General features: G+C 70.3%; 13 protein-coding genes. 10 read left to right on the top strand and 3 right to left on the bottom strand.

The genetic code is table 11. The features are described 5' to 3' along the window. The first annotated feature begins 9 nt into the window (after positions 1-9). The 6 genes from BJ963_RS12150 to BJ963_RS12125 all read left to right on the top strand — a co-directional run bounded on the left by BJ963_RS12150 (position 10) and on the right by BJ963_RS12125 (position 5,675). On the top strand, positions 10-537 hold the full coding sequence (locus BJ963_RS12150; protein ID WP_343037271.1) for a P-loop nucleotide/nucleoside kinase family protein: 528 nt from the start codon (positions 10-12) through the stop codon (positions 535-537). Positions 538-588: 51 nt separating this feature from the next. Further along, the gene (locus tag BJ963_RS12145) at positions 589-1,434 is read left to right on the top strand and encodes a siderophore-interacting protein (RefSeq protein WP_246298046.1); all 846 of its coding nucleotides are present in this window, start codon (positions 589-591) and stop codon (positions 1,432-1,434) included. A gap of 166 nt (positions 1,435-1,600) precedes the next feature. Continuing rightward, positions 1,601-3,463, top strand: coding sequence for a molecular chaperone DnaK (gene dnaK, locus BJ963_RS12140; RefSeq protein WP_179456915.1), 1,863 nt, complete (start codon positions 1,601-1,603; stop codon positions 3,461-3,463). A gap of 2 nt (positions 3,464-3,465) precedes the next feature. Continuing rightward, entirely contained in the window at positions 3,466-4,140 is a 675-nt protein-coding gene (locus tag BJ963_RS12135) for a nucleotide exchange factor GrpE (protein WP_179456913.1), read from the top strand. Positions 4,141-4,266: 126 nt separating this feature from the next. Then, the gene (locus BJ963_RS12130) at positions 4,267-5,259 is read left to right on the top strand and encodes a DnaJ C-terminal domain-containing protein (protein ID WP_179456911.1); all 993 of its coding nucleotides are present in this window, start codon (positions 4,267-4,269) and stop codon (positions 5,257-5,259) included. Between the two features lie 2 nt (positions 5,260-5,261). Further along, positions 5,262-5,675: a heat shock protein transcriptional repressor HspR gene (locus tag BJ963_RS12125; RefSeq protein ID WP_018192448.1), complete on the top strand. Its 414-nt coding sequence runs from the start codon at positions 5,262-5,264 to the stop codon at positions 5,673-5,675. Positions 5,676-5,770: 95 nt separating this feature from the next. On the opposite strand, the gene BJ963_RS12120 is transcribed toward BJ963_RS12125, so the two are convergent. Then, positions 5,771-6,508 carry a cysteine hydrolase family protein gene (locus BJ963_RS12120; protein WP_179456909.1) on the bottom strand — a complete coding sequence of 246 codons (738 nt, stop codon included), beginning with the start codon at positions 6,506-6,508 and terminating at the stop codon, positions 5,771-5,773. 272 nt (positions 6,509-6,780) lie between these two features. Between BJ963_RS12120 and tdh the strand changes: the two genes are divergently transcribed. After that, on the top strand, positions 6,781-7,824 hold the full coding sequence (tdh, locus tag BJ963_RS12115) for an L-threonine 3-dehydrogenase (RefSeq protein WP_179456907.1): 1,044 nt from the start codon (positions 6,781-6,783) through the stop codon (positions 7,822-7,824). Positions 7,825-7,826: 2 nt separating this feature from the next. Continuing rightward, a complete protein-coding gene (locus tag BJ963_RS12110; RefSeq protein ID WP_179456905.1) occupies positions 7,827-9,014 on the top strand; it encodes a glycine C-acetyltransferase in 1,188 nt (395 codons plus the stop codon). A gap of 41 nt (positions 9,015-9,055) precedes the next feature. Here the strand turns inward: BJ963_RS12110 and BJ963_RS12105 are convergent, their stop codons facing one another. Further along, complete coding sequence (locus tag BJ963_RS12105) at positions 9,056-10,438, bottom strand: alpha/beta hydrolase (protein ID WP_179456903.1); 1,383 nt, start codon at positions 10,436-10,438, stop codon at positions 9,056-9,058. A gap of 119 nt (positions 10,439-10,557) precedes the next feature. On the opposite strand from BJ963_RS12105, the gene BJ963_RS19165 reads away from it, so the two are divergent. After that, a complete protein-coding gene (locus BJ963_RS19165) occupies positions 10,558-10,782 on the top strand; it encodes a hypothetical protein (protein ID WP_246298045.1) in 225 nt (74 codons plus the stop codon). A 63-nt stretch (positions 10,783-10,845) separates the two neighbouring features. Here the strand turns inward: BJ963_RS19165 and BJ963_RS12095 are convergent, their stop codons facing one another. Continuing rightward, positions 10,846-11,526 (bottom strand): TetR/AcrR family transcriptional regulator C-terminal domain-containing protein, encoded by a 681-nt coding sequence (locus tag BJ963_RS12095; RefSeq protein ID WP_179456901.1) that lies wholly within the window; start codon positions 11,524-11,526, stop codon positions 10,846-10,848. Positions 11,527-11,609: 83 nt separating this feature from the next. Here BJ963_RS12095 and BJ963_RS12090 point away from each other — a divergent pair, with 83 nt between their 5' ends. Continuing rightward, positions 11,610-13,232: an amidohydrolase gene (locus tag BJ963_RS12090; RefSeq protein WP_179456899.1), complete on the top strand. Its 1,623-nt coding sequence runs from the start codon at positions 11,610-11,612 to the stop codon at positions 13,230-13,232.

The following is a 13,232-nucleotide window of genomic DNA, read 5'->3' as shown; positions in this document are numbered from 1 at the left end:
GACGAAGCGGTGGACGGGGACGAAGCGGTGGATGCGACGGCCCGGCCGGTCCTCATCCTGTACTGCGCGCTGCCGGGAGCCGGCAAAACGACAGCAGCGCGCGAGCGGGAACGCGAGACCGGCGCCATCCGGTTCAGCCCCATCCGGTTCAGCACCGACGAGTGGATGGCCGAGCTGGGCCTCGACTACTTCGATCCGCTGCGCGATCGCGTGCAGGCGCGGCTCGACCGGTTGTGGCGGCAGCTGCTCGAACGCGGGCAGAGCGTGATCCTCGAGGACGGGTCGTGGACGCGGGCCGAACGCGACGAGCTCCGGCGCCTCGCGCGGCGTTCCGGGGCGATCACCGAGCTGCACGTCTTCGACATCCCCGTCGAGGAGCTGTGGCGACGACTCGAAAGGCGCAACGAGCGTCCCGGCCGTGGTGAGGTGCCGATCACGCGAGAGCTGCTCGATGAGTCGGTGCAGAGGTTCGAGGCTCCCGATGCCGCGGAACTCGCGCTGTTCGACCGTTGCATCGTGCACACGGGTGGATCGTGATCGCCCCGCCCGGTAAGGTAAGCCTTACCTAATCTTGCGACGGGAGCTCCGATGGCACGGACGAACATGCAGGCGACACGCGTGAAGCCGGAGCGCTCCGAGTTGCTCGTTCTGCATGTGCTCCGCCGCGAGCGGATCTCGTCCGGATTCGTCCGCGTGACGCTCGGCGGCGGAGATGTCGAGCGGTTCGTGCCCCAGGGGTACGACCAGTGGTTCCGGCTCTTCATCCCGGTGGGCGACGACTCGAGCCTCGATCGGCTCCCCACGAAGCTCGACGCCCTGGCCTACGCCCGCTACCTCGCCATCTCGAAGGCCGTGCGCCCGGTGCTGCGCAACTACACCGTCCGTGCTTACCGGCCCGATGGTCCGGAAGGTCCAGAGCTCGACGTCGACTTCGTCCTGCATCGGGCGGCCGACGGCTCCAGCGGTCCCGCTGCGGCCTGGGCGGAGGGATGTGCGCGAGGCGACGCGGTCGCCATCATCGACGAGGGCCGCACCTTCGCTCCGGCGGCGGAGATCGCGCACCTGCGGATCGTGGCCGACGAGACCGGGCTTCCCGCTGCGGCCGGAATCCTGGCCTCTCTCGCCGAGCGATCGAGCGGCTCGTCCGGCGTCGAGGGCACTGCCGTCATCGAGGTCCCGAATCCGGACGACGTGCAGGAGCTCATCGCACCGGCGGGGATGGACGTGCGCTGGGCTGTCCGGCGCGGGCGCGGTGGTGTGCCGGGCGCGCTCGCCGCCGATGCCGCGCGGTCGCTCGCGGTGCCGGCGGTGCGCTCGTACGGCTGGGTGGTGGGCGAGTCGGAGCTGGCGGTCGGGATGCGCAGGCACTGGGTCTCCACCGGCACGGCGAAGGCCGACATCGTGTTCTGCGGGTACTGGAAATCGCGGCACTGACGGGGAATACCCGCCTCTTCTCCAAAGTTGAGTCTGGTGTACTCAAGTTTCGGGTCCGACGTCTTGACAGCATCCCCTCGCGGGTGACAGTCTTGAGTCGTCGAGGCTCAAGTCTTGACCCCAGACTTTCACGGCCACAAGCCAGCAACAAAGGAGAGAAGCACACATGTCACGTGCAGTAGGAATCGACCTCGGAACCACCAACTCCGTCGTCTCGGTGCTCGAGGGCGGCGAGCCCACGGTCATCGCGAACGCGGAGGGCTTCCGCACCACCCCGTCGGTGGTCGCCTTCACCAAGGACGGCGAGGTCCTCGTCGGCGAGACCGCCAAGCGCCAGGCGGTCACCAATGTCGACCGCACGATCTCGTCCGTCAAGCGCCACATGGGCACCACGTGGACCACCGAGATCGACGGCAAGAAGTACACCGCTCAGGAGATCTCGGCGCGCATCCTGCAGAAGCTCAAGCGCGACGCGGAGCAGTACCTGGGCGACACGGTGACCGACGCGGTCATCACGGTCCCGGCGTACTTCAACGACGCCGAGCGTCAGGCCACCAAGGAGGCCGGTGAGATCGCGGGCCTCAACGTGCTCCGCATCATCAACGAGCCCACCGCTGCCGCACTCGCGTACGGCCTCGACAAGGGCAAGGAGGACGAGCTCATCCTCGTCTTCGACCTCGGTGGCGGCACCTTCGACGTCTCGCTCCTCGAGGTGGGCAAGGACGACGACTTCTCGACCATCCAGGTGCGCTCCACCGCCGGTGACAACCGGCTCGGCGGCGACGACTGGGACCAGCGGATCGTGGAGTGGCTGATCAAGCGCTTCAAGGACTCCACCGGTGTCGACGTCTCCAAGGACAAGATCGCGCTGCAGCGCCTGAAGGAGGCGGCGGAGCAGGCCAAGAAGGAGCTGTCGTCGAGCATGTCGACCAGCATCCAGCTGCCCTACCTGTCGCTCACCGAGAACGGCCCGGCCAACCTCGACGAGACGCTCACCCGCGCCCAGTTCGAGCAGATGACCAGCGACCTCCTCGACCGCACCAAGAAGCCGTTCCAGGACGTCATCCGTGAGGCCGGCATCAAGGTCGGCGACATCGCGCACGTCGTGCTCGTCGGCGGATCGACCCGTATGCCCGCCGTCTCCGAGCTCGTGAAGCAGGAGACCGGCAAGGAGCCCAACAAGGGCGTGAACCCGGACGAGGTCGTCGCCGTCGGCGCCGCCCTGCAGGCCGGCGTCCTGAAGGGCGAGCGCAAGGACGTCCTGCTCATCGACGTCACCCCGCTGTCCCTCGGCATCGAGACCAAGGGCGGGATCATGACCAAGCTCATCGAGCGCAACACGGCCATCCCGACCAAGCGCAGCGAGACCTTCACCACGGCCGACGACAACCAGCCGTCCGTCGCGATCCAGGTCTTCCAGGGCGAGCGCGAGTTCACCCGCGACAACAAGCCGCTCGGCACCTTCGAGCTGACCGGCATCGCTCCGGCCCCCCGCGGCATCCCGCAGATCGAGGTCACCTTCGACATCGACGCCAACGGCATCGTGCACGTGTCCGCCAAGGACAAGGGCACCGGCAAGGAGCAGTCGATGACGATCACCGGCGGGTCCAGCCTGCCGAAGGAGGACATCGACCGCATGGTGCGCGAGGCCGAGGAGCACGCGGCGGAGGACAAGAAGCGCCGCGAGTCCGCCGAGACCCGCAACCAGGCCGAGCAGCTCGTCTACTCGATCGAGAAGCTGATCAAGGACAACGAGGACAAGCTCCCCGAGGACGTCAAGAACGAGGTCCAGGGCGACGTGGACAGCCTGAAGGCCGCTCTGGCCGGCGACGACGACGAGGCGGTGAAGACCGCCCACGAGAAGCTCAGCTCCAGCCAGCAGAAGCTCGGCGAGGCGATCTACTCCTCGGCGCAGCCGACCGAGACCCCGGCCGGTGAGGCGGGCGACGGCCAGCAGGCCGGCGCGTCCTCCTCCGACGATGAGGACGTCATCGACGCCGAGGTCGTCGAGGACGAGGAGAAGAAGTAATCATGTCGGACCAGAACGGCGGCTCCCCGGAGCCAGAACACGAGGAGCCGGTCATCCGCGACAAGCGGAGGATCGACCCCGAGACCGGGAAGGTCCGGCAGCCCGAGGGTGAGCAGCAGGCCGACGAGGGTACCGACGCCGGCGAGCACGACCTCGCGCACGAGGAGCTCGTCGACGTCGGACCGGCCGAGACGCAGGAGGAGGGGCCCATCCTGAGCGATGACGACCTCGACATCCTGTCCGGCCAGACGACGGCAGAGCAGCTCGCGGCGGAGCGTCTCGCCGACCTCCAGCGGGTGACCGCGGAGTACGCGAACTACCGCAAGCGCACCGAGGCCAACCGCGAGATCGAGCGTGAGCGCGCGGTCGGCGACGCCGTGAAGGGGCTCATCCCCGTGCTCGACGACCTCGAGCGCGCGGAGAAGCACGGCGATCTGGGAGAGGGCAGCGCGTTCTTCACCATCGCCGCGAAGCTCCGGACCGCGGTCGAACGCCTCGGCCTCACCCCGTACGGCGAGAAGGGCGAGCCCTTCGACCCGCAGATCCACGAGGCGATCTTCCAGCAGCCCACCCCCGGCGTGACGGCGGACACCGTCGCCGAGGTGGTCGAGACCGGCTACCGGCTGGGCTCCACCACCGTCCGGGTGGCGAAGGTCGTCGTCGCGGTGCCGGCCTGACCCGGCGGAACGGCGCACGGCATGGCGGAGCGGCGGGGAATTGTTCCCGCCGCTCCGCTCGGCCCGTGCGCGCTCGATTCATGCAGACTTCATCCACGAACAACAACGACTTGAGAGGAGGCGCCCGTGGCTAGCCAAGACTGGTTCGACAAGGACTTCTACAAGGTCCTTGGCGTCTCCAAGGACGTCAGCGAAGCGGACCTCAAGAAGACCTACCGCAAGCTCGCCCGCAAGTACCACCCCGACTCCAACCCCGGCGACGCCGCCGCGGAGGCGAAGTTCAAGGAGATCAGCGAGGCCTACTCGGTGCTCAGCGATCCCGAGGAGCGCAAGGAGTACGACCAGATCCGCGCCATGGGGACCGGCGCCCGCTTCACCGCTCCCGGCTCGGGAGCCCAGGGCGGCTTCGACGACGTCTTCGGCGGGATGTTCGGCCAGGGCGGAGCGGGCGGCCAGCGCTACACGTTCCAGCAGGGCGGCGGCGACTTCGACGACGTCTTCGGCGGGCTCTTCGGCAACGGCCGGTTCGGGACGACGACCGGCGGCTTCCGCGGTTACGGCGGCCCGACCCGCGGCCGCGATGTGACCGCCCACACCACCATCGACTTCGTGACCGCGACGCGCGGCGAGACCATCACGCTGCAGGCGTCCGACGGCAAGCCCATCAAGGTCAAGATCCCCGCAGGCGTCGCCGACGGGCAGAAGATCAAGCTGCGCGGCAAGGGCCAGCCCAGCCCGGATGGCGGAGAGGCGGGCGACATCGTGCTCACCGTCTCCGTGCGCAAGCACCCCGTCTTCGAGCGCGACGGCCTCAACCTGCGCGTGAACGTGCCCGTCACCTTCGCGGAGGCCGCGCTCGGCGCGACCATCGAGGTGCCGACCCTCGGCGGCGATCCCGTCAAGCTGCGCGTCGCGCCGGGGACCCCGAGCGGCCGTGTGCTGCGCGTGAAGGGTCGCGGCGTCGAGACCAGCAAGGGCACCGGCGACCTGCTCGCGGTCGTCCAGGTCGCCGTCCCGTCGCACCTGTCCGGTGAGGCGAAGGAGGCGCTCGAGGCGTTCGCCGCGAAGCTCCCCGACGAGAACCCGCGCGAGGACATCCTGGCCAAGGCCCGGAGCTGACGATGGACGAGCACAGCCAGGTCTTCGTGATCTCGATCGCGGCGGAGCTCGCGGGCATGCACCCGCAGACGCTTCGCCAGTACGACCGGCTCGGACTCGTCAGCCCCAGCCGGACGGCCGGCAAGTCGCGCCGCTACTCGATGCGCGACATCGAGAAGCTGCAGGAGATCGCCCGCCTCGGCTCCGAGGGCGTCAGCCTGGAGGGCATCCGCCGCATCCTCGAACTGGAGGATCAGGTGGGCGAACTGCGCGGTCGCGTGCGGGAGCTGGAGAGCGCCCTCGCGGACGAGCTCCTGAACCGCCCCGGCCGCCGCGTCTTCGCGGCAGGCTCCGAGGGCGAGGTCGTCTCGATGCGCGCAGGCACGCGCGTCCGCCGCAGCAACCAGCTCGTCGTCTGGCGCCCCCTCGAGCGCTGACTCTTCCCCTCCCCGAGTCGCGACATCTGGTCGCAATCCGCCCCGAATAGGGGCATCGACTCACGACTCGATCGGAGCCAGAGGGGGCTAGCGAGCTAGAGGGAGGAGACGCCCTGGCCGACGTACAGGGTGTGTTCGATGTTGTGCGCCTCGGTCGCCGCGATGTCGCCGTCGATGCCGGCCCGCACCTCGCGCATGAGCTTGTGCAGTTCGGCGTGCTTCTCCGGCAGCCGCGCGTGACCGGTGCTGTCCCACAGGTTCGAGACCGGCAGCGTGTCCCCGGCCTCCACCGCGAGCGTCCACTCCTCCGTCGTCGCGACGGCGGCGAACTCGGACTGCATCGTCACCAGCACGCTCCGGTGGAGGGCGTCCGCCGAGATCGCGCCGGCCTCGTTGACGAGGTCGAGCGTCCCCGTGGCATCCGACAGGAACTCGACCGTGAACCCGAGCTCCGCCGCATCCCGGGCCGTCCCCGCGCAGCAGTGCTGCGTCATGTATCCGGCGATGGTGACCGTGTCGATGTCGTTGGCGCGCAGCCACTGCTCCAGGTCGGTGCCGGGGAACGCCGAGACGCTCCCCTTCGTGACCAGGTGCGCCGGCTTCCTATCGATGATCGTCTCGTGCAGAGCTGCGCCGTCCGAGCCGCGGGCGAACACCGGCGAGTCCTCGTCCTCGATGTGCTGCACCGCGACGACAGGAACGCCGTGGTCGTCTGCGGCGTCCCAGGCCACCTCGATGTTGGGGATCGAGGTCATGAGGTCCGGATGGCAGATCTTCAGCTTGCCGGTGACGTACTCGTTCTGCAGGTCGATGACGATCAGCGCGCGCTTCATGCGTGAACTCTAGTGAATTGCGGTCAGCGGTTTCGAGGCAGTGCGCGTGCGATGCCCGGCGTGTACAGCGTCGTCAACGTGCTGCACGGATTCTGGCTCTCCGGCAACGTCAGGCTCATCCGCGTGAGCTGAGCCTCCTGACCCCGGCCGGTGCGCCGTCACGGAGCACCAGATCCGCCCCGGATCTCCTAGGCTGGTGCTCGAGGATGCGTCTGCCCACAAGGCGGGGCACCCGCGCGACGAAGCACACCGACTCCCACGAGGAAGCGACGATGAGAGCCCTGTTCAAGAGCGAGGCCGGGCCCGGCCTCCAGCTGGTCGACGTCCCCGAGCCCGCGATGGGGCCGGAGGATGTCCGGATCCGCGTCCTGCGCACCGGCATCTGCGGCACCGACCTGCACATCCAGCGCTGGGACGACTGGGCGGCATCGGCCGTGAAGGCCCCGCTCATCCCCGGCCACGAGTTCTTCGGCGAGGTCGTCGAGACGGGGGAGCTGGTCCGCGACGTCGAGGTGGGCGACCTGGTGTCGGGCGAAGGGCACATCGTCTGCGGAACGTGCCGCAACTGCCGAGCCGGACGCCGCCAGATGTGCATCCGCACTCAGGGCGTCGGCGTGCAGCGCGACGGCGCATTCGCCGAGCAGCTCGTCCTCCCCGCGACCAACGTGTGGGTGCACCACAGCGCCATCGAGCCCGAGGTCGGCGCGCTGTTCGACCCGCTGGGCAACGCCGTCCACACCGCGCTCGCCTTTCCCGTCGTCGGCGAGGACGTGCTGGTCACGGGATGCGGTCCCATCGGCCTGATGGCCATCGCCGTCGCCCGTCACGTCGGCGCGCGCTTCATCGTCGGCACCGACATCAGCGCGCAGCGGCTCGAGCTCGCACGCGGGATGGGCGCCGACTTCACCGTCGACGTGTCGCAGCACGACATCCACGAGGCGCAGAAGGCGCTCGGGATGCGCGAGGGCTTCGATGTCGGCTTCGAGATGAGCGGCGCCCCGACGGCGCTGCCCTCGATGATCGAGAACATGAACCACGGCGGCCGGATCGCCATGCTCGGCCTCCCTGCTCAGCCAATCGCGGTCGACTGGGGCATCGTCGTGACGCACATGCTGACGCTGAAGGGCATCTACGGCCGCGAGATGTTCGAGACCTGGAACGCCATGGGCGCCATGCTGCAGACCTCGGCCGAGCTGCACGACGCGATCGCGTCGATCGTCTCGGACCGCTTCCCCGCCCGCGAGTGGGAGAAGGGGTTCGCCGCCGCGGCGTCCGCAGGCGGAGGCAAGGTCATCCTCGACTGGACGGAGGTCTGAACGTGTACGGGAGCTTCCGGGAGCACATCGCGACGCAGCTGCAGGAGATCGAGGAGGCCGGGCTCACCAAACGGGAGCGCAGCATCCACGGTCCGCAGTCGGCGCTGATCACCGCCGACGGCCAGGAGGTGCTCAACTTCTGCGCCAACAACTACCTCGGCCTCGCCGACCACCCCGCACTCCGGGATGCCGCCAAGACCGCCCTGGACGACTGGGGCTACGGCATGGCGTCCGTGCGCTTCATCTGCGGGACGCAGGAGCAGCACCTCGAGCTGGAGCGGCGGGTGTCGCGGTTCCTCGGCACCGAGGCGACCATCCTGTTCTCCTCGTGCTTCGACGCGAACGGCGGCGTCTTCGAGACGCTGTTCGGCGCGGAGGACGCCATCGTCTCGGACGAGCTGAACCACGCATCCATCATCGATGGCATCCGTCTCTCGAAGGCGCAGCGGTACCGCTACAAGAACCGCGACCTGGCCGACCTGCGCGCGCAGCTGGAGGCGGCGCGGGATGCGGGGGCGCGCTTCACGGTCATCGTCACCGACGGCGTCTTCTCGATGGACGGCTACATCGCCCCGCTCGCCGAGATCTGCGATCTGGCGGACGAGTTCGGCGCGCTGGTGTTCGTCGACGACTCGCACGCGGTCGGTTTCGTCGGAGAGCACGGCCGCGGAACACCCGAGTTCTGCGGGGTGTCCGACCGCGTCGACATCTACACGGGGACCTTCGGCAAGGCGCTCGGCGGCGCCTCCGGCGGCTACGTCTCGAGCCGCCGCGAGATCGTCGACCTGCTGCGCCAGCGCTCGCGACCGTACCTGTTCTCGAACACGCTCGCGCCGTCCATCGTCGCCGGCACCCTCGCGGCGCTCGATCTGCTGGAGCAGTCCGACCACCTGCGCGAGCAGCTCGTGACCAACGCGGAGCTGTTCCGGCGGCACATGACCGAGGCCGGCTTCGACCTGCTGCCGGGAGCGCATCCCATCGTCCCGGTCATGTTCGGGGACGCGGCGCTCACCGCCCGGATGGCCGACGAGATGCAGCGCCAGGGCGTCTACGTGACCGCCTTCTCGTACCCCGTCGTCCCGAAGGGTCGCGCGCGCATCCGCGTGCAGCTGTCGGCGGCGCACACGGAGGAGGAGATCCGCCGCTGCGTCGATGCGTTCATCGCGTCGCGCGCCGCGGTGGCCGCATAGCGCCTCCACCAGGGGGTGGGCGCGTCCCGAGCGACGCCGGATCAGTCGTCGGCCGAGGCGCGCGCCCGGCGCAGCGTCACGCCCTGGCGGGCGAAGAACAGCCCGAGCGCGATGACGAGGAACACCGCGAGGGCCGAGAGATCGACGATCGCGACGGTTCCGGCGACGGCGGCGGCCTGCGTCAGCCCGCACGCCTGCGCCGTCTGGTCCGCTGCGCAGAGGAAACGGTCCCCGGCGCCCGTCGCACCCGTCTTCAGCCACGATCCGATCAGCTGGTTGTAGCCGGTGGCCAGGCCCTTGACCAGCGTCGGCCCGGAGTGGCCCTCGCCGGGGACGGCCCAGTAGGTGACCTTCCAGCCGGCCTTCTCGGCGGCGGTCGCCGTGTCCTCGACCTGCTGGCGGAAGTGCGGGTCCTCCGCGCCGGCGACGAAGATCCCGACCAGGGGATGGGGGTAGTCGTTCGCCGCGAGGATGTTGGCGGGCCAGGTCTTCTCGTATGCGACCTGGTCGCCGCCGAAGTACTTGTCGCGTGTCACCGTCGGCCGGTACTCGCCCGGCTTGTCGGGCCCGGAGATGTCGATGACGGCACCCCACGTCTCGGGATGCTTCGCGCCGAGGTACGCCGCGCATTCGCCTCCGTGCGAGAACCCGGCGATCACCCGGTCGGCGCGGTCCTTCGACACCGCGAGGTTCGCGTCGATCCAGGCCGGAACATCCTGCGACAGGTAGGTGTCGAGGTTGCCCGCCGACGTGTCCGCGCATGGCGGGTTCTTGTCCACCGCGCCGAGCTGGTCGACCACGAGCACGAACGGGGCCTGGTTGAGCCGGTCGTCGCCCAGGCTGTGCAGCGCATCGAGGGTCGCCCCGAGGGTCGGATTGCCCGGCTGGCCCATCATCATCTCGACGACGGGGCGCGTGCCGGACGGGTCGCGCAGCCAGCCCGGGGGCACGAACAGGTGGGCGTCGCGGGCGACGAATCCCGAGGCGGCCTCCGGGATGCGGACCGCCAGCTGGTATCCGTCTGCGAGCGTCTTCGCGGTGACCGGGATGCTGCGCCCCGCGATGGTCGGCTGGGCGAAGGCCGGTGCCGCCGCCACGCCGACGGCCACGATCGTGAGCACTCCGGCGACGCCCGCGACGACCGCACGGACGGCGCGCGCGCCCGCCGACTGGATGAGGTCGCCGATCGCCAGCGGAAGGACGGTGGCCGCCAGGACGAGGACGAACCATCCCGCTCCGACGAGGTCCGGCCGGGGGAGCAGGGCGACGCCGAGTCCGACCAGGACGAGGGCGACGATCTGCCCGGCGATCACCGCGATCACGGTCGCGGTCGCCCGGAACCGCCAGGCCCGGCGTGCGAACCGGTAGGCGGGGTACGCGCCGACCAGGACGAGGGCGGCGGCGAGCCAGGCGAACGCGGACATCCCCGCCAGTCTAGGGGTCGGCATCCGCGCGGCGGGATCGTCGACGAGTACGCGCCCGTCGTCGCCGGTCCGAGACGATCGACGCGATCGAGGACCTCCTGTTCTGCGGCGACCGCGGGGTGTCGCGGCGCATCGTCGAGCTGTCCACCGAGGTGATGCGCTTCCAGCGGGCAGTGGACCCGGTGAAGGATGTGCTGCGCGGCCTGCGCGATGGCCCGATCGGCCGTGAGGAGGACGAGGGTCTGCGCGACGCTGGTGGGCCAGCAGCAGAACGACGAGGTGAAGAAGATCTCGGGCTGGGCCGCCATCCTGTTCACCCCGACCCTCGTTCGCGCTCCTGCTGATGCTCGCGATGGGCGTCGGGCTCTCCGTGGTGTTCAAGCGCAAGGGCTGGATCTAGCCGCGCGTCACGACGCCGCCACCCGCACCCGCTCGTGGCGCACGCGCAGGCCGTCGAGGAGCGCGGCGAGCCCGGTCTCGAACGCGGCGTCGGCGGGCGGCACCGCACCGAGGGAGGCGATGCGGGCTTCGTACGCCGACGCGAAGGCCGGCACCGCGTCCTCCGCTCCGGACGGGTCGAACATGTCGGCGGGGGCGATGGCGTCGAGAGCCGAGCCGAGGATGAACGACTCGACGGCGACGATCGTCGGAAGCACCTCCGGCTCGGGCCATCCGGCGCGGACCATCGCCGCGACGACCGTGTCGTACATCTGCATCGTGCGGAGCGCGCCGGTGAGCGGAAGGGTGGCGAGCAGCGCGACCGTCGGCGGATGCGCGGCGAACGCGACGCGATAGGAGTGCGCCCACACCCGCATCGCCGCATCCCAGGGTTGCGTCTCGAACGCGCTGACGTCGATGCGGTCGGAGACGAGCTCGCGGACGCCCGCGATCACGTCCTCCTTGCCGTCGACGTGGTTGTAGAGGGCGCTGGGCCGCACGCGGAGCGCCTGCGCGAGCCGCGCCATGGTGAACCCGTCCGCGCCGGACTCGTCGAGGAGCCGGAGCGCCGCCTCGGCGATCAGCTCCCGCGTCAGCACGGCGGTCCGGGGACGCCCGACCCGACGCGCCGGGCGATCGATCTCGGCCATGCTCTTCCCCTCCGGCTCGATCACACCCTAGTATCTGACGAAATAAAAGAACGTCGTTCATTTATCTGTAACACGGAGGCTGCATGAGCACGACCGTCTTCACCGGTGGCACCATCCTGAGCAGTTATCGCGCAGACGCCGACGAGCACACCGCCGTCGCCGTCGAGGACGGGCGGGTGATCGCCACAGGAGCCGACGCGCTGGCCCTGCGCGCCGCGGCGGCCGAGACGGTCGACCTCCTCGGCGGCGTGCTCGCACCCGCGTTCGGCGACGGGCATGCTCACCCCCTGCAGGCCGGGATGGAGAGGCTCGGACCGCAGGTGCGGTCCTGCGCGTCGGTGGACGAGATCGTCGCGTGCGTCAAGGAGTGGGCGGACGCGCATCCCGAGCAGGAGTGGATCTACGGCGCCAGCTACGACGCGACCCTCGCCCCCGACGGGATGTTCGACGCGCGCTGGCTCGACGCCGCCGTGCCCGATCGGCCGGTCGTGCTGCGGGCGTGGGACTACCACACGGTGTGGGTGAACTCCGAAGCGCTTCGCCGGGCCGGGATCGACGCGAGCACCCCGGAGCCGGCGCTCGGCCGCATCCCGCGCCGGCACGACGGGTCGCCGCTCGGCATCCTCCAGGAGCCGGGAGCGGTCGACCTGCTGCTCCCACACGAGCCGGGACGCACGCACGAGGAGCGCGTCGAGGCCCTGCGACGCGCGACCGCGGAGTACGCCGAGCTCGGGATCGCCTGGGTGCAGGACGCCTGGGTCGAGCCGGCGGAGGTGGAGGCGTACCTGGAGGCGTCGACGCGCGGACTGCTGTCGACGCGCGTGAATCTGGCCCTGCGCGCCGACCCGGTGCGGTGGCGCGACCAGGTCCCCGGCTTCGTCGAGGCGCGCCGCCGCGTGGAGGAGCTCGGCGACCCGCTGCTGACGGCCGGCACCGTGAAGGTCTTCGTGGACGGCGTGATCGAGAACCACACCGCCGCCATGCTCGCGGACTACACCGACACCCCCGGCGACCGCGGACTCCCCAACTGGGATGCGGCCGAACTCACCGCGGCTGCCGTCACCTTCGACAAGCTCGGCTTCCAGCTGCACCTGCACGCGATCGGCGACGCCGCGGCGCGGACCGCGCTCGACGTTTTCGAGGCGGTCGAGAGCGCCAACGGCGTGCGCGACCGGCGCCCGGTGATCGCGCACGTCCAGGTCGTCGACCCGGTCGACCTGCCCCGCTTCGCCGCCCTCGGCGTGATCGCCAACTTCGAGCCGCTGTGGGCCCAGCTCGACCCGATGATGGTCGCCCTCACCCTCCCGCGCCTCGGACCGGAGCGCGAACGACTGCAGTACCCCATCCGCACACTGCTCGCGTCGGCGCGCGTCTCCTTCGGGAGCGACTGGCCGGTCAGCAGCCCCGACTGGCGCCCCGGCGTCGCGACGGCGGTCACCCGCCAGACGGACGACCGCGTGCCGGAGGCCGGATGGACCCCCGCCGAGCGCATCCCGCTCACCGATGCGCTGGAGGCCTACTCCTCCGGCGTCGCCCACCAGGCCTTCGCCGCCGCGCGCGGCGAACTGCGGCCGGGGTCCGCCCCCGACCTGGTCTGGCTCGACACCGACCCGCGCCACGTGGACCCGCACGATCTGCGATCCGTCCGCGTGCTCGGAACCTGGGTCGCCGGCGTCCGCCGGGCGCCCGCACCCCTGCACCACTAG

It is taken from the genome of Leifsonia soli, from assembly GCF_013408745.1.
GTDB classification, from domain to species: domain Bacteria; phylum Actinomycetota; class Actinomycetes; order Actinomycetales; family Microbacteriaceae; genus Leifsonia; species Leifsonia soli.
The sequence above is the reverse complement of the archived record's forward strand: the minus strand, read 5'-3'. Positions and strand labels throughout refer to the sequence as shown.